Genomic DNA, 21,744 nt, shown 5'->3' on the forward strand with positions numbered 1-21,744 from the left:
TTGATACCAACCAAACCTTTTGAATATTTTTCTATAATATTGAATCACAATTTTAGATAAAAGTCTTTTGTCAGAGCTATATATTCGGGGGTAAATTCATTGTGATTCACTTCAATACAAATATTTTCTTCAATACACTCTTTATTTTGGAAACCGAAGGTTAATAATACGCGACGGCACGGTTTTTCCGGTTTTGTAAAGACACGCATACGATGCAAGGGAAGTAATTTGTGGTTCCAAGCGGTATCGAGAACAAGTTTTTCAGCCTCAGATGGAATTATAATACTTATGACTCCTTGATCACAAAGTAAGTGTGCTGCCCGAGAAAACAATAAATTATAATTCAAGTCTTCTGTATGTCGTGCCACACAACGTTGCTTGTTAGGACATTTGAGTGCATTAATAAAATAAGGGGGATTGGAAACTATAAGGTCAAATTTATCTTCTGATTGATAATTTCGGAAATCAATACATACAACTTCTATTCTGTCTGCCCATGAAGAATGTAATACGTTATCTCTCGCTTGCTTTGCAGCAGCTATATCAATTTCAATTGCTGTAATTTTCGCATCGGAGTTTCTTTGAGCTAACTGCAAGGCTATTAGTCCAGTACCAGTACCCACATCAAGTACACGCTTGGCATTGGCAACGGGAGCCCATGCTCCTAAAAGTACACCGTCTGTACCTACTTTCATAGCGCATTTGTCATGATATATAGTAAATTGTTTGAACTTAAATGATAAATTGGTCATACTCATCTTTTTTTATAGGTTTCAAAAATACTCAAAGGTATTAGAACTGCTACAATTTTGGCACTGTTTTTGTGTTTTTTAAAGAAAGAAGGACTTCTATTTATGAAGAAATAGCTTACCTTTGCAGGCGCTTTATTGGCCTGCCAATATGACATAAACTAAAAAGAAAGAAATGAAGAAAAGAAATTACCTGAGTGATATCGAAGATAATAGTGGCAACGCTTTCTCTGTAATTGCTGATTTTGAGGGGAATGAAGAACAACTAATGGATATTGAGGTAGGTGAAATCCTTCCTGTGCTACCTCTTCGGAATATGGTATTATTCCCAGGTGTGTTTATGCCTGTATCCATAGGAAGAAAATCATCTTTGAAATTAGTGCGTGAAGCGGAAAAGAAACACACATACATAGCTGTAGTATGCCAAAAGATAGCTGAAACAGAATCTCCTTTATTTGAGGATTTACACACTATCGGTACTGTAGCTAAAATAGTTCGTATTTTAGAAATGCCTGATCAAACTACAACTGTTATTCTCCAAGGTTCTAAACGCATGGAATTAAAGGAAGTCACAGATACAGTCCCTTATTTAAAGGGACGTGTGGCTACTTTAAGCGAGGAATTGCCTGAGAAGAAGGACAAAGAGTTTCAGGCATTGGTAGAAGCATGCAAGGATTTAACTGTACGCTATATCAAATCTTCCGATATGTTTCCGCAAGATTCGGCATTTGCCATCAAGAATATCAGCAATCCTATGTTTTTAGTGGATTTTATCTGTACCAATTTGCCATTGAAAAAGGATGAAAAGATAGAATTGCTACGTATTGATTCATTGCGTGCCCGTACTTACCGTTTATTGGAAATAATGAATAGAGAAGTGCAGCTTGCCGAAATAAAAGAATCTATCCAAATGCGTGCGCGTGAGGATATAGATCAGCAACAACGTGAATATTTCTTGCAACAACAGATTAAAACGATTCAAGACGAATTGGGCGGTGGAGGTCAGGAGCAGGAAATAGAAGAAATGCGCAAAAAAGCAGAAAATATTAAATGGGGTCAGGATATAAAAGCTTCCTTTTTAAGAGAAGTGGACAAATTGGAACGTACTCATCCACAATCTCCGGATTTTAGTGTACAGTTGAATTATCTGCAAACAATGCTTAGTTTGCCATGGGGTATTTACACGGCAGATAATCTTAATCTCACTAATGCAGAAAAAACATTGAACAAGGATCATTATGGTTTGGAGAAAGTTAAAGAGCGCATATTGGAGCATCTTGCCGTATTAAAGTTGAAAGGAGATATGAAATCGCCTATCATTTGCTTGTATGGCCCTCCGGGTGTTGGGAAGACATCATTGGGGCGTTCTATTGCGGCTGCTTTAAAACGGAAATATATCCGTATGTCTCTGGGGGGAGTACATGATGAAGCTGAAATTCGCGGACACCGTAAAACTTATATCGGGGCAATGCCGGGGCGTATCATCAAGAATTTGATAAAGGCTGGTTCTTCAAATCCTGTGTTTATTTTAGATGAGATTGATAAGGTTAGTGCAGACCGTCAGGGAGACCCCTCTTCTGCCCTTCTTGAAGTACTTGATCCGGAACAGAATACATCTTTCCATGATAATTTTTTAGATGTAGACTATGATTTGTCTAAGGTAATGTTTATTGCTACGGCCAATAATCTGAATACAATTCCCGGTCCATTGTTAGACCGTATGGAATTAATTGAGGTAAGCGGGTATATTACAGAAGAAAAAGTAGAAATTGCACGTCGTCATTTAGTTCCGAAAGAACTGGAAGCTAATGGAATGAAAAAAAACGACATCAAGATTCCAAAGAGTACACTGGAAGCCATTATCGAAAATTATACTCGTGAGAGTGGTGTACGCGAATTGGAGAAGAAAATAGGTAAAATACTTCGTAAATCGGCACGTCAGTATGCTACAAATGGCTATTTTGCAAAGAAGGAAATAAAAACGGAAGATTTGCACGAATTTCTTGGCGTTCCGGAATATACCCGTGACAAGTATCAAGGAAATGGATATGCCGGTGTTGTAACGGGATTGGCTTGGACTGCTGTAGGTGGCGAAATCCTTTTTGTTGAAACCAGTTTGAGTCGTGGTAAAGGCGCCCGTCTGACTCTGACAGGCAATTTGGGTGATGTGATGAAAGAATCGGCAATGTTGGCACTTGAATATATCAAGGCACATGCTTCTTTATTGAACCTTGATGAAGACATTTTCGATAATTGGAATATTCATATTCATGTGCCTGAAGGGGCTATCCCAAAAGATGGTCCGTCTGCCGGTATCACGATGGCTACTTCTCTTGCTTCTGCCCTGACCCAACGAAAAGTAAAAGCAAATCTTGCAATGACAGGTGAAATAACACTTCGAGGTAAAGTGTTACCGGTAGGTGGTATCAAGGAAAAAATACTGGCCGCTAAACGTGCCGGTATTAAAGAGATTATTTTAAGTGATGAAAATCGTAAAAACATAGATGAGATTCAGGAAATATATCTGAAAGGACTGAGTTTCCATTACGTAAAAGATGTAAAAGAAGTATTTGCCATTGCGCTGACCGATGAAAAAGTAGCCGATGCCATAAACTTGTCCGTAAAAAAAGAGAAGAAAGAAGAATGACATTTGAACTACAATATACAGACAGTAAGACGAATGCGCGTGCCGGTTTGATTACCACCGATCACGGGCAGATTGAGACACCGATTTTCATGCCGGTAGGTACTGTGGGTACAGTAAAAGGTGTACATTTGCCCGAACTGAAAGAGGATATAAAGACACAGATTATTTTAGGTAATACCTATCATCTCTATTTACGTCCGGGACTAGAGGTTATAGAAAGAGCCGGAGGATTGCATAAATTCAATGGATTCGATCGCCCTATGTTGACTGATAGTGGCGGCTTTCAGGTCTTTTCATTATCCGGTATTCGTAAATTGCGTGAAGAAGGTGCAGAATTCCGTTCACACATTGATGGAAGTAAGCATATTTTTACTCCTGAAAAAGTGATGGATATAGAACGGACCATTGGCGCTGATATCATGATGGCATTTGATGAATGTCCTCCGGGGAATTCTGATTATGAATATGCAAAAAAATCTCTGGGATTAACACATCGCTGGCTTGATCGTTGTATTAAACGCTTCAATGAAACCGAACCGAAATATGGTTATCGCCAATCGTTGTTCCCAATCGTACAGGGCTGTGTTTACAGAGATCTTCGTGAACAGTCTGCCGAGTTTGTTGCTTCTAAAAATGCGGACGGTAATGCCATAGGAGGATTGGCGGTAGGTGAACCGGTTGACAAGATGTACGAAATGATTGAATTGGTGAATGGCATTCTTCCTAAAGATAAACCTCGCTATCTAATGGGGGTGGGAACCCCGGTGAATATATTGGAAGGCATAGAGCGCGGTGTGGATATGTTCGATTGTGTAATGCCTACCCGTAACGGACGCAATGGTATGTTGTTCACCAAAGATGGTATCATAAACATGCGTAACAAAAAATGGGAAATGGACTATTCTCCTGTTGAAGCGAACGGTGCATCTTATGTAGATACAATTTACAGCAAAGCTTATTTGCGTCATTTATTCCATGCTCAGGAATTGCTTGCCATGCAAATTGCTTCCATCCATAATTTAGCTTTCTATTTGTGGCTGGTAGGCGAAGCTCGTAAACATATCATTGCCGGTGATTTTTCTACGTGGAAGCCGATGATGGTGAAACGTGTATCTACAAGATTATGAGAAGAATTAAGTGGAAGATATTGAAAAATGCAAGACTGTCTGAGGATAAATTTCTGAAGCGGCTGGATTGGTATATCATTAAGAAATTCTTGGGTACGTATGTCTTTGCCATCGCTTTAATTATCTCTATTGCAGTTGTATTTGACTTTAATGAAAAGATGGATCGTTTCATGTCGCATGAAGCGCCATGGAATGCTATAGTTTTCGATTATTATCTAAATTTCATTCCCTATTTTGCTAATTTGTTCAGCCCGTTGTTCGTCTTTATTGCAGTAATCTTCTTTACTTCCAAATTAGCAGAAAATTCGGAAATCATAGCTATGTTTTCCACAGGCATGAGTTTTAGACGTATGTTGCGTCCTTATATGGTATCTGCAGCTATAATTGCAGTTATAACTTTCTGTTTGGGATCTTATATAATACCCAAAGGTAGTGTGACACGAATCAATTTTGAAGACAAGTATTACAAACCCCGAAAGGCAAATACTGCGCGTAATATTCAGTTGGAAGTCGATTCCGGGGTAATTGCTTATATTGAACGCTTTGAAGATTATAGTAAAACGGGATATCGTTTCTCTTTGGACAAGTTCAGGGACAAGCAGTTAGTTTCTCATCTCACGGCTCGCTCCATAACTTATGATACGACTTCCGTGCATAAATGGATTGTAAAAGACTATATGATTCGTGCAATGGATGGTATGAAAGAAAGCATCACGAAGGGTGATCGCATTGATACAACTCTTTTTATGGAGCCAGCAGACTTTCTGATTATGAAGAATCAGCAGGAAATGTTGACCAGTCCTCAGTTGAGTGAATATATTGACAGACAGCGTCAGCGTGGTTTTGCCAATATCAAAGAATTTGAGATAGAGTATCATAAACGTATTGCGATGTCATTTGCATCTTTTATTTTGACATTGATCGGGGTTTCTTTGTCATCGAAAAAAACTAAGGGGGGAATGGGACTTCATTTGGGGATAGGTTTGGCATTAAGTTTCTCCTATATTTTATTTCAGACGATTGCCTCCACATTCGCAGTAAATGGCAATGTGCCTCCGGTCATTGCCATATGGATACCTAATGTGCTTTATGCATTTGTGGCGCTTTACCTATATCGGAAAGCACCAAAATAGCTGATGATTATCAAGGGGTATGCACAAAATTTAATTAAAATAAAGAAGCCCCTCCCGCACGTGTGAGAACACTTGAGCGAGAAGGGCTTTTTGTTGTATTCGTTTCCTCTTTTGTTCTGCTCTCTTTTGCCAAACTTCAGTGTATATCTGGTCTGTTTAGAGAGCATGTCGCTTTCTTCTTACAAGCTTTCCCTAATTTTTCATACTCTTTTTCAGAGAATGATGTTTGAGGTCAAGTAAGCAGAAAGTTCTGCAGCAGAGATGTTTTTGGCAATAATAACACCATTATCATCCAGTAAATAGTTAGTAAATCCTTGGCCTAAACGATACATTTTAAATAGGCTTGAATATTCACCTTTAGTTTCCACGAAACAAATGGGTGTAACTATTTGGTCCTTACGAATGGTTTCTTCAAATATAGACTGATACTTGTCAAATGAAATAGAAACCATTTCCACATTACTACGGGAAGTGGAACGAAGTGCATTGCTTAAACTTGCGTTTTGCATCCGGGAATGCGCATCGTAACTTGCCCAAAAACTAAGCACTACATACTTGCCTTTCAAATCGGAAAGACCAGCTTTAAATTGCTCAGCCAACATAGATTGGAGTTTGAAGTCCGGGGCTATGTCACCCACATTTAAACCTCCGGCGGTTTTGTCTTTTTCTACAAAAGAAGTCAAGGAACTTATTAGTAATACAACAAAAATCCATTTTACATATCTCATGCAATACGGTTTTGGTTAATACTATCCGGGACTGTCCTTCAACAGCGATTTCTTCCCGAAACATTGTCTTTTCAGACTTTGCAATAGATAGAATCCATTGATAGTCAAAGTCTTTAATCCTGAAATCGACTGCAAAGGTAAGTATTTCTTAATTTAACTTCCAAATAAACAAGCAAATTTCTTACTTTTTGCATGCCTTTTTTTATGTTATTTAGCATAAATAATCGGTATTTCATCCACTTCTGCCATATAAAATAGGTTGTAGTTGGGGAATAAGTGAGTATAAATTTCCTTATGCATCCGATTTGTAGTACTTTTGTGGTCAATTATTTCTCAAAATAGATAATTTATGCAACCATTGAATACCGAACTCATTCTTATCCGTATTACGGGTGAAGATCGCCCAGGATTGACATCTTCCGTTACTGAAATATTGGCTAAATATGATGCGACAATTCTTGATATTGGCCAGGCAGACATACATAATACTCTTTCTTTAGGCATATTATGTAAAACGGAAGAGCAACATTCCGGCTTTATTATGAAAGAGTTACTTTTCAAAGCTTCTTCTTTGGGAGTAACTGTGCGCTTTTACCCTATTACAACTAAAGAATATGAAGATTGGGTAAATATGCAAGGGAAGAATCGGTATATTCTTACTTTATTGGGACGTAAATTGTCTGCCCGACAGATTTCAGCCGTCACCCGTATTCTTTCGGAACAGGGAATGAACATTGATGCCATTAAACGTCTGACCGGACGTATCCCTTTGAATGAATGTGAATCGCATACAAAGGCATGTATCGAGTTTTCCGTTCGTGGTACTCCAAAAGACAGAATCGGTATGCAGGAGCAACTGATGCAACTGGCAACAGATCTGGAAATGGACTTTTCTTTTCAATTGGATAATATGTATCGCCGAATGCGCCGCTTAATCTGTTTTGATATGGATTCTACATTGATTGAGACGGAAGTTATTGATGAATTAGCCATACGTGCAGGTGTTGGAGACAAGGTAAAGGCGATTACTGAACGTGCCATGAGAGGCGAAATTGACTTTATAGAAAGCTTCCGTGAAAGAGTAGCTTTATTGAAAGGACTGGACGAATCTGTTATGCAGGAAATAGCAGAGAAGCTTCCCATTACTGAAGGTGTAGATCGTTTGATGTATGTTCTGAAAAAATATGGTTATAAGATAGCCATTCTTTCTGGAGGATTCACCTATTTCGGAGAGTATTTACAAAAAAAGTATGGAATTGACTATGTATATGCTAATGAATTGGAAATTGAAAATGGAAAACTGACCGGACGCTACCTTGGAGATGTAGTGGACGGCAAGCGAAAGGCAGAACTTCTGCGCTTGATCGCCCAAGTAGAGAAAGTGGACATTGCGCAGACCATTGCCGTGGGGGACGGTGCTAATGATCTGCCGATGCTCGGAATTGCCGGATTAGGAATAGCCTTTCATGCAAAGCCCAAAGTTGTGGCAAATGCAAAACAATCTATTAACACAATAGGCCTTGATGGAGTTCTATATTTTTTAGGATTCAAAGATTCATATATTGATGTACCCAAATAATACTTACAACGAAATAGATTGTATTTTGGCTTTATAAATTTAAGTAAACTTAATAGAATTGCGTGTAATTTGCACTATCTTTGCGAAAAATAAAAAGAAACATGAAGTTTTCCGAACTACAACTAAATGACCAAGTACTTGATGCGCTGGATGCAATGCGCTTTGATGAGTGTACTCCTATACAAGAAAAATCTATCCCTGTCATACTCGAAGGTCGGGATCTGATTGCCGTAGCACAGACCGGGACAGGAAAAACTGCCGCATATCTATTACCTGTGCTCAACAATCTGTCGGAGGGCAAGCATCCTGAAGACTCTATCAACTGCATAATAATGTCTCCTACCCGTGAATTGGCTCAACAAATAGACCAGCAAATGGAAGGTTTTTCTTATTTTATGCCGGTAAGTAGTGTTGCCGTATATGGTGGCAATGATGGCATCTTATTTGAACAGCAAAAAAAAGGATTGACCTTGGGAGCTGATGTCGTAATTGCCACTCCAGGGCGCTTGATTGCTCACCTAAGTCTGGGATATGTGGATCTTTCGCGCGTCACCTATTTTATTCTGGATGAAGCAGACCGTATGCTTGACATGGGATTTTATGACGATATTATGCAAATTGTAAAGTTTCTGCCCAAAGAACGGCAAACAATTATGTTTTCTGCGACCATGCCGACAAAAATACAACAATTGGCAAACAATATTCTGAATAATCCTGCAGAAGTAAAATTGGCAGTTTCCAAACCTGCTGACAAGATTGTGCAGGCAGCCTATGTATGTTATGAAAATCAGAAGTTGGGTATTATCCGTAATCTTTTTGCTGAGCAAACACCGGAACGCGTTATAATCTTTGCTTCTTCCAAATTGAAAGTAAAAGAAGTAACGAAGGCTCTGAAACAGATGAAATTGAATGTCGGAGAAATGCATTCAGACTTAGAACAAGCACAGCGTGAAGATGTAATGTATGAATTTAAAGCAGGGCGGATCAATATTCTTGTAGCTACAGATATTGTTGCAAGAGGTATTGACATAGATGATATTCGTTTGGTGATCAATTATGATGTGCCCCATGACAGTGAAGACTATGTACATCGTATAGGTCGTACGGCACGTGCCAACAATGATGGTGTAGCCTTAACTTTTATAAGCGAGAAAGAGCAAACGAACTTTAAGAATATTGAGAAATTTCTGGAAAAGGACATTTATAAGATTCCTGTTCCAGAAGAATTGGGTGAAGCACCTGAATATAGACCTCGGTCAGGTGCATCAGGCGAAAACAGGGGTAATAATGGAGGCAGGAAAAAAAACAAAAACAACCGCAATTATAAGCCTAAATCTCAGCATTCATAAAGAAAAGAAATAAAATAAAAAGCGGTTTATTCCGCTTTTTTTATGTTTAACTTATTATTGAAATCTATTGTTATATTTACCAGATTAAAAACAGAACTTTCCGGAATACGGAGAATAGCCTGATAGTGATAGCCTCTACTGTTGACTCCCGTAAAATTCATATCCGAAAGTATCGTCTGGTTCAAAAGTCCTTCAGGAAATACATTTGCAAACATCTTCTTGGTGATATCCTGACCATATAGCATTTTTCGTCCTTCATACACACAGATGTGTACAACATTATCATAATAGACATTATCCACGCTATATCCATTTTCAGAGTAAGAAGTTTTGGTTACTTTCATCTTCGATGGATTAATATACACATATCCCCTGTAACGCGTATCTTTGTACATCACAATGCTGTCTTTTTTTATCACCCCAGGCGTTGCAGGAATTATTTCCACTTCCCGATTGGTGAATGCCAAAGAATCTTCTGCGTTTTCTGATTTATGCATTTTTATAATTTCGTCTGCCAATGAATGAAACCAAAAACTATATTCTGTTTGCTTGTCTATCTTATAAGTAATCGGTTCGTTTCCATAAACATAGATGGTATCGTGAATTATTTTAAAAGCCACGGGAGCATTCTGTGGGTCAGCATAATAAATTGTATCTCCTTCAATACGCATCAGAGGCATTTCTGTATCTTCTTCCACCCAGATCCCTTGCAATATTTTTTTAGCGGCAAGGTCTTCTTCGGCAGGTTTTACATTTTTACTATTGCTACTGCATGCAGCCAACAAAATGATAAAACATAGTCCAATAGCATATTTTTTCATGATTTGTTTTTCACTTTATTTACCAATGCAATGATAGACAAATCCTTGTTCTTCCATCTCCTTTTTATCATAGATATTACGTCCATCTAACACAACCGCCTGTTTCATGGTTCTTTTGATAACTGCCCATGACGGCAGGCGAAATTCTTTCCATTCTGTTACCAGCATTAACGCATCTGCATCCAAAGCAGCATCATACATATCCGTTGCATAGCAAATAAGTTCGCCAATTCGCCTTCGGCATTCATTCATGGCGGCAGGATCATAAACTCTCACCTTGCAACCGGCTTTCAGTAAACTGTCTATCAGGACCAAAGCCGGAGCTTCGCGCATGTCATCTGTTTCCGGCTTGAAAGCCAGCCCCCATAGAGCAATTGTTTTTCCTTGCAAATCGTTATCGAAATGTTTCTGTAATTTCTCAAACAAAATATTTTTCTGATTTTCATTTACTTCTTCAACGGCTTGAAGCACGCGCATTTGATAACCTGTTTGTTCCGCTGTTTTGATTAGGGCCTTTACATCCTTAGGAAAACATGAACCGCCATAACCAATACCCGGATAAAGAAACTTACGTCCGATACGAGTATCCGATCCTATTCCACTACGTACCATATTTACGTCTGCTCCCACTAATTCACAGAGATTGGCTATGTCGTTCATGAAACTAATGCGGGTAGCCAACATGGAATTTGCGGCATATTTCGTCATTTCTGCAGAAGGAATGTCCATAAAAATAACGCGGAAATTATTTAGTAAAAATGGTTTGTAAAGCTTGGTCATTAGCTTTCGGGCACGCTCTGACTCCACACCCACTACCACACGGTCGGGACTCATGAAGTCATTAATAGCATTACCCTCCTTTAAAAATTCGGGATTAGAGGCTACATCAAACTCTATGACTATTTTTCTTTTATCCAATTCATCTTGAATAGCAGAACGCACTTTTTGGGCAGTACCTACGGGAACGGTACTCTTAGTTACTACCAATACATATTTTTGCATATTGCGTCCAATAGTGCGGGCTACTTCCAATACATAGCTTAAATCGGCACTTCCATCTTCATCCGGAGGAGTGCCTACTGCGCTGAACACTACATCCACGTCATTAAGGCAACTTTCCAAAGAAGTAGTAAATTGTAGGCGCCCGGCTTTTGCATTCCGAATAACCATTTCTTCCAATCCGTTTTCATAAATCGGAATGATGCCTTTTTCCAACGATTTGATTTTGTTACTATTCGTATCTACGCATACAACGTTGACACCTATTTCTGCAAAACAAGTGCCGGTTACTAAACCGACATACCCTGTACCAACAATAGCTATTTTCATGGTTTATTCAAAATATACCGCATCGTTGAATGATACAGCGTGTTCATCCTTGTCTGACAACAAAAGTTGTTTTTCGGAAACAGGCCATTCGATACCTATTGTTTCATCGTTGAAACGGATGGAAGCTTCAGCCTGTGGTGCATATGCATTATCAACTTTATATGTAAAGACGGCTTCATCGCTCAATACAAGGAAACCATGTGCAAATCCACGTGGTATGAAAAACTGCCGTTTGTTTTCTTCACTCAATTCTACGCTGACGTACTTGCCGAAAGTAGAAGAAGAACGTCGCAAATCGACAGCAACATCCAGCACCCTACCCTTGAGGACACGTACTAATTTAGCTTGACTGTATTCGCCTTGCTGATAATGCAATCCACGTAATACACCGAATGACGATTTCGATTCATTATCCTGAATGAAGTGGACATCTCCGACATGTATGCGAAATTCTTCTTCTTTAAACGCTTCCATGAAGTACCCACGTGCGTCAGAAAATACTTTAGGTTCAATTAGCCATACCCCGTCAATCTCTGTTTGTATGTAGTTCATTTTTTCAAAATGTTTTATTTACTTTTAAACGATGCAAAAGTAGGAAAAAAATCTAATATTTAGGGTATGGTTTATAAATTGTTGATAAGAAAAAAGCTCTGAAAGTAGCGTATATCCGATATTTCCGTTACTTTTGTAGCATGATTGAGTTGGCACAGCATATAGAAGCATTATTATTGGAGAACGATTGTGTAATTGTTCCGGGATTGGGAGGATTTGTTGCCCATTATACTTCGGCGGTAAAAGTAGCAGAGGAAAATATTTTTCTTCCACCTGCCCGCATTATTGGCTTTAATCCACAGTTAAAGATGAACGATGGATTGTTGGTGCAATCTTATATGGCTGTATATGACACCAATTTTTCCGATGCTACGAAGATTGTGGATAAAGAAGTCAATGAGCTGCTCACCGTTCTTCATGAAGATGGAAAAGCTGATTTGTCGAATGTAGGTGAATTACACTATTCCATTCATGGCATTTATGATTTCATGCCTTATGACAATAGAATCACTACACCTTATCTTTATGGTCTGGACAGTTTTGAAATGAACGAATTGTCTGCTTCGGTTCAATCGGCCGAAGAAAAAGTCGTTCCTTTTGTTTTCGTCACGGAAGAAAAAAAGAAGTATAAATTAGAGATTAGCCGTTCTTATTTGACAAATGCAGTTGCAATGATAGCCGTTGTCGTTCTCTTTTTCTTTCTATCCGTTCCAGTAGAGAATACAGAAGTTGCCGAAGAAAATTATGCGCAGTTACTTCCCGGAGAACTTTTTGAAAAAATAGGAAGACAATCACTTGCCATTACTCCTATTGTTAATAGTCAGACAATGGAAAAGACCAAAGTCTCGGTTAAATCAGGATTAGGTCAAGCTAAAAAGAAAACTGTTGCCCCCATTTCTGTAAAAGAAATAAAAGTAGGTCGGCCTGATACACCAACTGCCATGCTGGGCACGAAAACGGAGCCTGTGACAAATACCCGTCCTGCTACTTCCAAATTCTATCATATAATTGTTGCAAGCGTAGGAACTGCAAAGGACGCTGAAGTTATGGCAAAGAAATTGGTAGAAAAAGGCTTTGCCGATGCAAAAGCTATTGTTGGTGATGGCAAGATGCGTGTAAGCATAGAGTCATGCAGTACCGAAGTGGAAGCTTATCGGCTGTTGAATAAAATTCGTCAGAATGAGGCTTATCATAGCGCATGGGTGCTGAAAAAATAAAGCAGCTACAACTTTTTCTTTGTATATTAATTCTAAATTTTCAGCAATAAATGAAACGAATTCGTTGTCCTAAATGTGAGAGTTACCTGATGTTCGATGAAACAAAATACAGTGAAGGACAGTCGTTGGTCTTTGTTTGCGAACAGTGCAAGAAGCAGTTCAGCATTCGTTTGGGAAAGACGAAAATGCAGGCTCCCCAAAAGGAAGAGAAAACAGATGAGGATGAATTCAGAGAGGCTTTCGGAAGTATTACAGTCATTGAAAATGTATTCGGTTTTAAGCAAGTGTTGCCTTTACAAGAAGGAGATAACATAATAGGACGCCGTTGTGTGGGTACTGTTATCAATGTCCCCATTGAAAGTTCGGACATGAGTATGGATCGTCGTCATTGCATTGTAAATGTAAGGCGTAATAAACAAGGTAGATTGGTGTACACGTTGCGAGATGCTCCCAGCTTAACGGGGACTTTTTTGAATAATGAAATTTTAGGTGATAAAGATCGCATACGTATTGAGGATGGAGCTATTATCACTATTGGAGCTACTACTTTTATTTTGCGTACGGCAAGAGAGTGAATTTATTATAATCACATAACAAGGAATACTGAATCTGGGTATTTCTTTACGGCTGTAAACAATATAGGGAACAGTTTGTCTGTTTAAACTTTCATTTTAGAAGATAATTTAAATGGCTGATGTGATTTAAATTATAATTTTAGATCTGCGCAAACGCTATTCAAGTTATTGTTTTCCATTTTGTTCTTTTCTCAAGGGGAATGAAGATTACCCATTCTAATGCTTAAATATTATAAATATTGACCACAAAGATGCGATTCCTTTTGCTTCTAAAAGTAAAATTTATACTTTTGTGTTCGATAACGGTTAATGAAAATAAAAAGAATACTTGTATTTATTACATTAATAATCAATACTATATACAAAATGTAGTAATCAGTAATATTTTTAGATAATCAGAATATAAAAGATGATAAATTTTATGGGAAAAAACTTTCTGTTACAGACAGAAACTGCACAGAAGTTGTATCATGAACATGCGGCCAAAATGCCGATTATAGACTATCACTGTCACCTTATTCCCCAAATGGTAGCAGACGATTATCGCTTCAAATCTTTAACGGAAATTTGGTTGGGAAGTGATCATTACAAATGGCGTGCCATGCGTACAAATGGCATAGACGAACGCTATTGTACTGGAAAAGAAACTACTGACTGGGAAAAGTTCGAAAAATGGGCGGAGACAGTACCCTACACGTTTCGTAACCCGTTGTATCACTGGACCCATCTTGAACTGAAAACCGCATTCGGCATCAATAAAATTTTGAATCCGCAAACAGCACGCGATATTTACGACGAATGTAATGAGAAGCTGAAGCAACCTGAATATTCAGCCCGTGGCATGATGCGCCGCTATCATGTGGAAGTGGTTTGTACTACTGACGATCCAGTTGATTCTTTGGAATATCACATCAAGACCCGCGAAAGTGGCTTTGAAATCAAAATGTTGCCGACCTGGCGTCCCGACAAGGCTATGGCAGTGGAAAATCCCGCTGACTTCCGCACTTATGTGGAAAAGCTGTCTGAAGTAAGTGATACAGCTATTTCTCATTTTGACGATATGATTGCTGCTTTGCGCAAGCGCCATGATTTTTTCGCGGCACAAGGCTGTAAATTGTCCGACCACGGTATTGAAGAGTTCTATGCAGAGGACTATACGGATATTGAAATCAAAGCCATCTTTGACAAAGTGTATGGTGGAATGGAATTGACCGGAGAAGAAATTCTGAAATTCAAATCAGCCATGCTTGTCATATTTAGCGAAATGGATTGGGAGAAAGGCTGGACGCAGCAATATCATTATGGCGCTATCCGCAACAATAATAGCAAGATGTTCAAGTTGCTCGGTCCTGACACCGGGTTCGATTCTATCGGTGAGTTTTCTACAGCCAAAGCTTTGTCCAAGTTCCTTGATCATCTGAACTCCGAAGGCAAACTGACAAAGACCATTCTTTATAATTTAAATCCATGTGCTAACGAAGTGATTGCTACCATGCTGGGCAACTTCCAAGATGGCACTGTTGCCGGAAAGATTCAGTTCGGTTCAGGCTGGTGGTTTCTCGATCAGAAGGACGGTATGGAGAAGCAGATGAATGCTCTGTCGGTGCTTGGATTGCTGAGCCGTTTTGTAGGTATGTTGACTGATTCCCGTTCATTCCTCTCCTATCCGCGCCATGAATATTTCCGCCGTACATTGTGCAACCTTGTAGGGAGGGATGTGGAAAATGGCGAGATCCCTGTATCAGAAATGGAACGTGTCAATCAGATGATAGAGGATATCAGCTATTACAATGCCAAGAAATTCTTCCAATTCTAAGAAGATACGTCAGGCAGAAAGTATATGGCTTCAAACCGAGCGATTATTGCCGATACCCCCAAGAATTATTCATAGCACCTAAAGAAACTAATATCTTGCTTACTAAGAAATAATCGTCCGACAGTTGTTGTATTATCGTCCCATATCTGTTTCATTATCGTCCGACAATTGTCGGACGATAATGAAACAGATATGGGACGAATAATTCTTAGTAAACAGAGATATAAAACGTAGTAGATAATATTTTATTTTCCTGCCACAATCACCGCATTTATCGACAAAAAGAAGAAAACATAAGTCTATATATTGCATAATTTCCGTATATTTGCGTCCCAATGCAAAGATAGGGTTACCATCTTTACCGTCGTTTATTCTGAAAACGATGGTCTTTTTGTAATAAAGAAGATTTAGAATGAAAATAAGATTTATAAGCCTTGCAAGTGGCAGCAGCGGTAATTGCTACTACATAGGCACTGAAAAATATGGAATACTCATTGATGCCGGCATTGCAGTGCGCACCATAAAAAAAGGACTGAAAGAAGCGGGCATCAGTATGGAGATGATACGTGCAGTGTTTGTAACCCACGACCATGCCGATCATATCAAGGCTGTGGGCGGATTGGGAGAGAAGTTGCATATTCCCATTTATACAACGGCACAGATCCATGAAGGAATCAATAAAAGCTATTGTATGACGGAGAAATTGCATACTTCCGCCCACTATTTGGAAAAGCAGCAACCCATGCAATTGGAAGATTTTCATATCGAATCATTCGAAGTGCCTCATGACGGAACAGATAATGTTGGTTATTGCATTGAAATAGACGGGAAAGTTTTTTCTTTCCTTACTGACCTTGGCGAAATCACTCCTACTGCGGCAGGATATATCCGTAAAGCCAATTTTTTGATATTGGAAGCTAACTATGATGATGAAATGTTGCACATGGGAACCTATCCGCAATATCTGAAAGATCGTATTACCAGTCGTACCGGTCACATGAGTAATATTGCAACTGCTGAATTTCTTGCCGAAAATATCACAGAACATTTACGATATATTTGGCTCTGCCATCTGAGCAAGGACAACAATCATCCGGAATTGGCGTACAAAACTGTGGAATGGAAATTAAGAGAAAAAGGTATTATTGTAGGTAAAGATGTACAACTATGTGCATTGAAGCGTACCACTCCATCTGATTTATACGAGTTTGAATGAAAAACGTCGATTTCATCGCAAAAAGTAGCTTTTTTGCTTGGCTGAATAAAACAAAAGAACTATTTTTGCACCCGCAATCAAGGAAAGAGATATGCACTCTTAGCTCAGTTGGTAGAGCAACTGACTCTTAATCAGTGGGTCCAGGGTTCGAATCCCTGAGGGTGTACAAGAAAAAAGGCTTTGAAAATCATTGGTTTTCAAAGCCTTTTCTTTGTCATGGTTTGATAAAACTGCAGGACATAGATATTTTATCTGATAGTTTTTCGTATTTTTGCAGGAAGAAATCAATCAAACTAAGGATTTATGAAAGGCATAATTAATATGCTGCATGCAGGCGGATATTCTTGCGTAATAAAAAAACGGGATGAATTGCGTACTTTTACTCAACGCGGTGTATCTGATTTGTATGATTTATATCAGACAGATCCCGTATTTATGAAAGGAGCTGCCATCGCAGACAAAATCATAGGCAAGGGAGCTGCTGCCCTGATGGTGCTTGGGGGAATAGAAAAAGTATATGCTGATATCATAAGTACCCCTGCCCTGGCGTTACTTTGTGATGCGGGTATAGAGACCTCATTTGCTCAAGAAGTGCCTCATATTATCAATCGTGACAAAACGGGTTGGTGTCCGTTGGAAACTGCCTGCAGTCAATTAAAGTATGCAACAGAGATGTATCTGGTCATTCAGGATTTTATTATAAATATGCGTTCAAAAGATAAGAAACCATAAGAAGGGAATTTATTTACAGCGAATTCCCTTCTTATCCAGCATCTCGAAGTCTTCTTTTCCCATGCCTGTATCACCTAATGAACATGCTTTATTGTGATCGTTCAGATATATTCTGGGCTTTTCTGTCAGCAAGGCGCTCGTCACGGATAGGGAATCATTGCGATAAGGAGTCGCTATGCCACCCAATTGGAGCATCGTATGGAAAAAAGAAGCGCTGGAAGAAATATTCCTTTTTTGGTTGCCTTGTGCCGCTTGTGCCAACATCGGATTAGCTTCTTTGTAGCTGTCAGACATCCACAAAAGAAAAGGTACATGAATTTGATAATATGAGGGTACTGGCGAAGCGTGCAAAAACAGACGCCTCTCATCATCAAAGATATCTTCTCCGTGGTCGGAGGTATAAAGCATGGCTGCATCCACGCATTGCCGCTGTAACAAGTGAATAATACGTGCCAAAAAATCATCTGTATATCGAATGGAATTATCATAGGCATTTACTAAATTTTTTTTATACCTGACTTTGGCATCCACCGGAGTGTCAGGTAAAAAAACTGCTCTTTCTGCCGGATAACGCTCACGATAATTAAAATGTGATCCATAAGTATGGAGAACAATAAATTGTTTGGTAGCTCCCTTCTCAACTTCGGCTGCCACCAATTTTAGTAATTCATCATCTGAAGGATTATAGTTGGAATCTTTTACGTCCTCTTTGATAAAATCAAATGTATCGGCCTCTTTACCAAAAAAATCGATGAAGGAATGGTTATAACGCTGATTGGAGAAAAAAGCGGTCTGATACCCGGCTTCTTTGAATGCAGTAATAATTCCTTTCTGATAATAAATAGAATCAAAATCATTAGCATCGACGGATGATAATAACATCGGAACACTTTTGTGCGTGGTATTTGATTCTGTCAGCGCATGACAGAAATAAGTCAATCCTTTTACCTTTGAGAGTTCAGGATTTGTTTCACGTTCATAATCATAAATGGACCAATTATTGGCGCGGGAAGTTTCGCCCACTACCATTACATACACTTCTCTCCTACCAGCAGGATGAGTGGCTTTGGCATTAAACGTAAAGCCTTTCGATGTTTCCTCATACTTTTGTGTTTGAGTAGCCCGTTGAAAAGCAAGTGCAATATTATAACACACATTTGCCGGATACAGATCAGATTTCAGTTCGTAGCGGCTATCCGACAAAAGAGTAAAGCCTAAAGATGAAATACCGATAGCTAATGCAAACCATGCTCTTTTTCGTTCCCGTCGGACAAATATTTCCGGTAATTTCCGCTTACGCACTATTAAAATCATTGCCAGAATCAATGCAGGTATATACAGCAGTACCACGATGACGATAGCAGGTATCAGATTATCGAGTAATTCCAATGCTTCGCTTGGATTGGTTGTTACCAGATTCAAGAACATGTCCACTGCAATAATGGACTGTCCGAAAAGATAAAGCAACACTATCTGGAAGGCTCCGAAAAAGATAAACGGGAACAAAATCCAGAAAGTTCTGCCACTGTTCCTTGACCAAGTCATTACCATATAATATAAGGAGAACGGTAACGCCACATTGCATATCTTTGCCTCCAATGATATCGGTTCTGTAAAACAAAGTATGATATTGGGAACTATTAAAACAGTTAGAAACAAATAAAACAACTGTTCCTGATTTCCAAACTGTCCCTTCATGTTTTTAAAAAGCTTCATTGATATTGAATATAAATCCTGTTTGATGTTTGCCAAATCCTAAATCTAAACGCACATTCACTCTTTTCTTGAATTCCCAGCGATAGCCAAATCCGTAGTTGGGAAGTATCTGCTTGGTCTTGAATTTCTGGAAATCTGGAAATATGGTTCCAGCCCCCACCCACACGGCAACACCATTCCGTTTCCATACATGCTGACGCAGTTCCAATTGGGAATCCATTACACATTTATCACGATAGCGTCCCTCGTAATAGCCACGCATGGAGTAAGATCCTCCTAATGTTGCCATCAATCCCCAAGGAGGATTTCCATAATTCAACAAGATGTGAAACTGACCTGCCAATGTGCCACCTTTCCATATAGGATGGTAATAATTTGTCGTCAGTTCTGTACTGCTAAACGCATATTTGTTGCCAAGAAAAGCAGGGCTGAATCGTTGGTCAATCCTCAAATAATATCCTCTATAAGCATTGGTCAGAAAATCCCGCGAATCATACAATAGTGAAAAGCCAAGACTAAGATTGGCTGTCCGCGATTTCATCCCTTCCCACAATTCCGGTTTTTCAAAGTCATGTCCATTCACATAATCAAACATAGCCATTGGGCCAATATAAAAGTTGCGTGCCATGCGGAACATAAAATCGGCTTTCACCTGTGCCTGAAAGCGTTCATATTCACTCTTGTTGCCATTGTCAGAACCATTATCATATCCCTTTCCCCAGTAGAAACTTGGGAAAGAATAAAAATATAAGTTGTAATTAAGACGATATTTATCTTGTGGAAATAAATGATTTCCACGTACGCCCAACAAATAAAAACCTACAGTGGAAACATCTCCATACAATGAAATATTAGATGAAGGAAGAAGTGTGTCTCTCCGATCTGTACGATAAAGTCCGGCAGCTACCAACCCTAATCCCAGTTTAGTATCGCTGGAATAATGAGGTCCACCTATGATACTGAAATCGAATTTTTTATTATTCTTTTCCTTGTTGGCATCATTGAAATAGTCAAGGAACCTTTTAAAGAAACCACGGTTGGCAGAAAGCGAGTCAATGTTAGGAGATATATGCGTTGAATCTGTCGGAATTGCAAATTCCGCAAAATGTGTTTGTGCGTGATTGGCTGTTTCTGTCATCAGCAACAATATCGCTAATATCCATCTCGTTAGTCTTGTGCTCATTTATACTATTCTTTTTGTTTCCACTTTTTCTGTTTTAATGATCTGTTTTCTTCTTACCAATTAAAGTAATAAATAAACAATCATTCATCAATGTTTGTTCTATTATAGAATTAACAAAAAAATGATTTATATGCTTAAACGATTTTTATTTCCTCTAAAACCGGATAGTGCGGCAGTATCTGCCATATTATTGATTGTAAGAATTGTTTTCGGCCTGTTATTAATGAATCATGGCATTGATAAATGGTCTAACTATCAGGAATTGTCTGCTGTCTTTCCCGATCCTTTGGGCATAGGCAGTCCGTTATCTTTGGGACTGGCTATTTTTGGTGAATTGGTTTGTTCCATGGCATTTATCATAGGTTTCTTATACCGCTTGGCAATGATACCAATGATATTCACAATGGTAGTTGCTTTCTTTGTAATTCATGCCAACGACGCATTCAATGTGAAAGAACTTGCTTTTGTCTATCTGACAGTATTTATATTGATGTATATTATTGGTCCCGGTAGATTTTCCGTTGACCGTCTAATAGGGAACATTTTTTCCCGAAAAGCTGGTTTATAATTCTTTTTATGGGGCTGATTGTACTTTTTCAGGTAGAAATCTCAATCTTTATCGGAAAACACCTATATTTGCAGGGATGGAAATAGTCCAATGGATTATATTTATTAAACACAGTAAAATAAAAAAAGAATGATTATGAAAAAAATCAATTTCAAGATGGCCGCAACTGTGATGATTTGCGGTGTGTTTCTTTTCAGTTCCTGTATTGGTTCTTTCGGATTACACAGTAAACTCGTAAATTGGAATCAAAGTATTGGTAATAAGTTCGTTAATGAACTTGTCTTTTTGGCATTCAATATTATACCAGTATATGGTGTTTGCTATTTGGCTGATGCGCTGGTTATCAATTCCATCGAATTCTGGAGTGGCAGCAACCCGATGGCAAGCATAGGCGATGTAAAAAAAGTAAAAGGTGAAAATGGCAACTATCTGGTAGAAACACTTGAGAATGGTTACTCTATTACCAAAGAAGGTGAAACGACGTCTGTGGAACTGATTTATAATAAAGAGCTGAATACTTGGAATGTTGTGGCTGACGGTGTTAGTACCGAACTGTTGCAAATGAACAATGACGGCACTGCCCAAATGACTTTACCAAACGGTGAGGAAATGACTGTTGCTCTGAATGCACAAGGTGTAGCTGCTGCCCGTCAGGCAACAATGGTCGGTACTTATTATGCAGCACGGTAAGAATTATTTTTAATTCT

General features: G+C 38.8%; 19 protein-coding genes and 1 tRNA gene. 13 read left to right on the forward strand and 7 right to left on the reverse strand.

From position 1 onward, the window contains the following. Positions 1-44: 44 nt before the first annotated feature. Positions 45-752, reverse strand: a complete 708-nt coding sequence (locus BACHE_RS11505; protein WP_013547879.1) for a tRNA1(Val) (adenine(37)-N6)-methyltransferase — start codon at positions 750-752, stop codon at positions 45-47. A gap of 172 nt (positions 753-924) precedes the next feature. On the opposite strand from BACHE_RS11505, the gene lon reads away from it, so the two are divergent. From lon to BACHE_RS11520, 3 genes are read left to right on the forward strand one after another with little or no spacing between them, the layout of a single operon-like run. Beyond that, positions 925-3,396: an endopeptidase La gene (lon, locus tag BACHE_RS11510; RefSeq protein WP_013547880.1), complete on the forward strand. Its 2,472-nt coding sequence runs from the start codon at positions 925-927 to the stop codon at positions 3,394-3,396. After that, positions 3,393-4,523: a tRNA guanosine(34) transglycosylase Tgt gene (gene tgt, locus BACHE_RS11515; protein WP_013547881.1), complete on the forward strand. Its 1,131-nt coding sequence runs from the start codon at positions 3,393-3,395 to the stop codon at positions 4,521-4,523. The genes lon and tgt overlap by 4 nt, the downstream gene beginning before the upstream one ends. Further along, a complete protein-coding gene (locus tag BACHE_RS11520; protein WP_013547882.1) occupies positions 4,520-5,656 on the forward strand; it encodes an LptF/LptG family permease in 1,137 nt (378 codons plus the stop codon). The genes tgt and BACHE_RS11520 overlap by 4 nt, the downstream gene beginning before the upstream one ends. A gap of 212 nt (positions 5,657-5,868) precedes the next feature. Here the strand turns inward: BACHE_RS11520 and BACHE_RS11525 are convergent, their stop codons facing one another. Beyond that, on the reverse strand, positions 5,869-6,384 hold the full coding sequence (locus tag BACHE_RS11525) for a redoxin domain-containing protein (RefSeq protein ID WP_013547884.1): 516 nt from the start codon (positions 6,382-6,384) through the stop codon (positions 5,869-5,871). Between the two features lie 349 nt (positions 6,385-6,733). Between BACHE_RS11525 and serB the strand changes: the two genes are divergently transcribed. Together serB and BACHE_RS11535 are read left to right on the forward strand one after the other, a co-directional pair. Next, on the forward strand, positions 6,734-7,963 hold the full coding sequence (gene serB / locus BACHE_RS11530; RefSeq protein ID WP_013547886.1) for a phosphoserine phosphatase SerB: 1,230 nt from the start codon (positions 6,734-6,736) through the stop codon (positions 7,961-7,963). A 101-nt stretch (positions 7,964-8,064) separates the two neighbouring features. After that, positions 8,065-9,312, forward strand: coding sequence for a DEAD/DEAH box helicase (locus tag BACHE_RS11535; RefSeq protein ID WP_013547887.1), 1,248 nt, complete (start codon positions 8,065-8,067; stop codon positions 9,310-9,312). 26 nt (positions 9,313-9,338) lie between these two features. Here the strand turns inward: BACHE_RS11535 and BACHE_RS11540 are convergent, their stop codons facing one another. Genes BACHE_RS11540 through rfbC form a run of 3 tightly spaced genes read right to left on the reverse strand, consistent with a single transcriptional unit; the run spans position 9,339 to position 12,014 of the window. Beyond that, positions 9,339-10,133 carry a DUF4738 domain-containing protein gene (locus BACHE_RS11540; protein ID WP_013547888.1) on the reverse strand — a complete coding sequence of 265 codons (795 nt, stop codon included), beginning with the start codon at positions 10,131-10,133 and terminating at the stop codon, positions 9,339-9,341. A gap of 15 nt (positions 10,134-10,148) precedes the next feature. Beyond that, positions 10,149-11,462 carry a UDP-glucose dehydrogenase family protein gene (locus BACHE_RS11545; protein ID WP_013547889.1) on the reverse strand — a complete coding sequence of 438 codons (1,314 nt, stop codon included), beginning with the start codon at positions 11,460-11,462 and terminating at the stop codon, positions 10,149-10,151. A 3-nt stretch (positions 11,463-11,465) separates the two neighbouring features. Next, on the reverse strand, positions 11,466-12,014 hold the full coding sequence (gene rfbC / locus BACHE_RS11550) for a dTDP-4-dehydrorhamnose 3,5-epimerase (protein WP_013547890.1): 549 nt from the start codon (positions 12,012-12,014) through the stop codon (positions 11,466-11,468). Between the two features lie 140 nt (positions 12,015-12,154). Here rfbC and BACHE_RS11555 point away from each other — a divergent pair, with 140 nt between their 5' ends. The 6 genes from BACHE_RS11555 (at position 12,155) to BACHE_RS11580 (ending at position 17,570) form a co-directional block, all read left to right on the forward strand. Beyond that, positions 12,155-13,231 (forward strand): HU domain-containing protein, encoded by a 1,077-nt coding sequence (locus BACHE_RS11555; protein ID WP_013547891.1) that lies wholly within the window; start codon positions 12,155-12,157, stop codon positions 13,229-13,231. A 50-nt stretch (positions 13,232-13,281) separates the two neighbouring features. Beyond that, positions 13,282-13,806, forward strand: a complete 525-nt coding sequence (locus tag BACHE_RS11560) for an FHA domain-containing protein (RefSeq protein ID WP_013547892.1) — start codon at positions 13,282-13,284, stop codon at positions 13,804-13,806. Positions 13,807-14,215: 409 nt separating this feature from the next. Further along, on the forward strand, positions 14,216-15,622 hold the full coding sequence (gene uxaC / locus BACHE_RS11565; RefSeq protein ID WP_041579371.1) for a glucuronate isomerase: 1,407 nt from the start codon (positions 14,216-14,218) through the stop codon (positions 15,620-15,622). A gap of 412 nt (positions 15,623-16,034) precedes the next feature. Then, entirely contained in the window at positions 16,035-16,838 is an 804-nt protein-coding gene (locus tag BACHE_RS11570) for an MBL fold metallo-hydrolase (protein ID WP_013547895.1), read from the forward strand. Positions 16,839-16,931: 93 nt separating this feature from the next. Next, positions 16,932-17,004: transfer RNA gene (locus BACHE_RS11575), tRNA-Lys, on the forward strand. A gap of 137 nt (positions 17,005-17,141) precedes the next feature. Further along, on the forward strand, positions 17,142-17,570 hold the full coding sequence (locus BACHE_RS11580; protein ID WP_013547896.1) for a DUF1893 domain-containing protein: 429 nt from the start codon (positions 17,142-17,144) through the stop codon (positions 17,568-17,570). 9 nt (positions 17,571-17,579) lie between these two features. Here BACHE_RS11580 and BACHE_RS11585 read toward each other — a convergent pair whose 3' ends face one another. Next, a complete protein-coding gene (locus tag BACHE_RS11585; RefSeq protein WP_013547897.1) occupies positions 17,580-19,286 on the reverse strand; it encodes a phosphoethanolamine transferase family protein in 1,707 nt (568 codons plus the stop codon). Further along, positions 19,273-20,469 (reverse strand): BamA/TamA family outer membrane protein, encoded by a 1,197-nt coding sequence (locus tag BACHE_RS11590; protein WP_013547898.1) that lies wholly within the window; start codon positions 20,467-20,469, stop codon positions 19,273-19,275. Before BACHE_RS11590 ends, BACHE_RS11585 begins: the two co-directional genes overlap by 14 nt. Positions 20,470-20,599: 130 nt before the next feature. On the opposite strand from BACHE_RS11590, the gene BACHE_RS11595 reads away from it, so the two are divergent. Beyond that, positions 20,600-21,037 (forward strand): DoxX family protein, encoded by a 438-nt coding sequence (locus BACHE_RS11595; RefSeq protein ID WP_013547899.1) that lies wholly within the window; start codon positions 20,600-20,602, stop codon positions 21,035-21,037. Positions 21,038-21,172: 135 nt separating this feature from the next. After that, a complete protein-coding gene (locus tag BACHE_RS11600) occupies positions 21,173-21,727 on the forward strand; it encodes a DUF3332 domain-containing protein (protein ID WP_013547900.1) in 555 nt (184 codons plus the stop codon). Positions 21,728-21,744: the final 17 nt, after the last annotated feature.

Source organism: Bacteroides helcogenes P 36-108 (genome assembly GCF_000186225.1).
Classification (GTDB): domain Bacteria; phylum Bacteroidota; class Bacteroidia; order Bacteroidales; family Bacteroidaceae; genus Bacteroides; species Bacteroides helcogenes.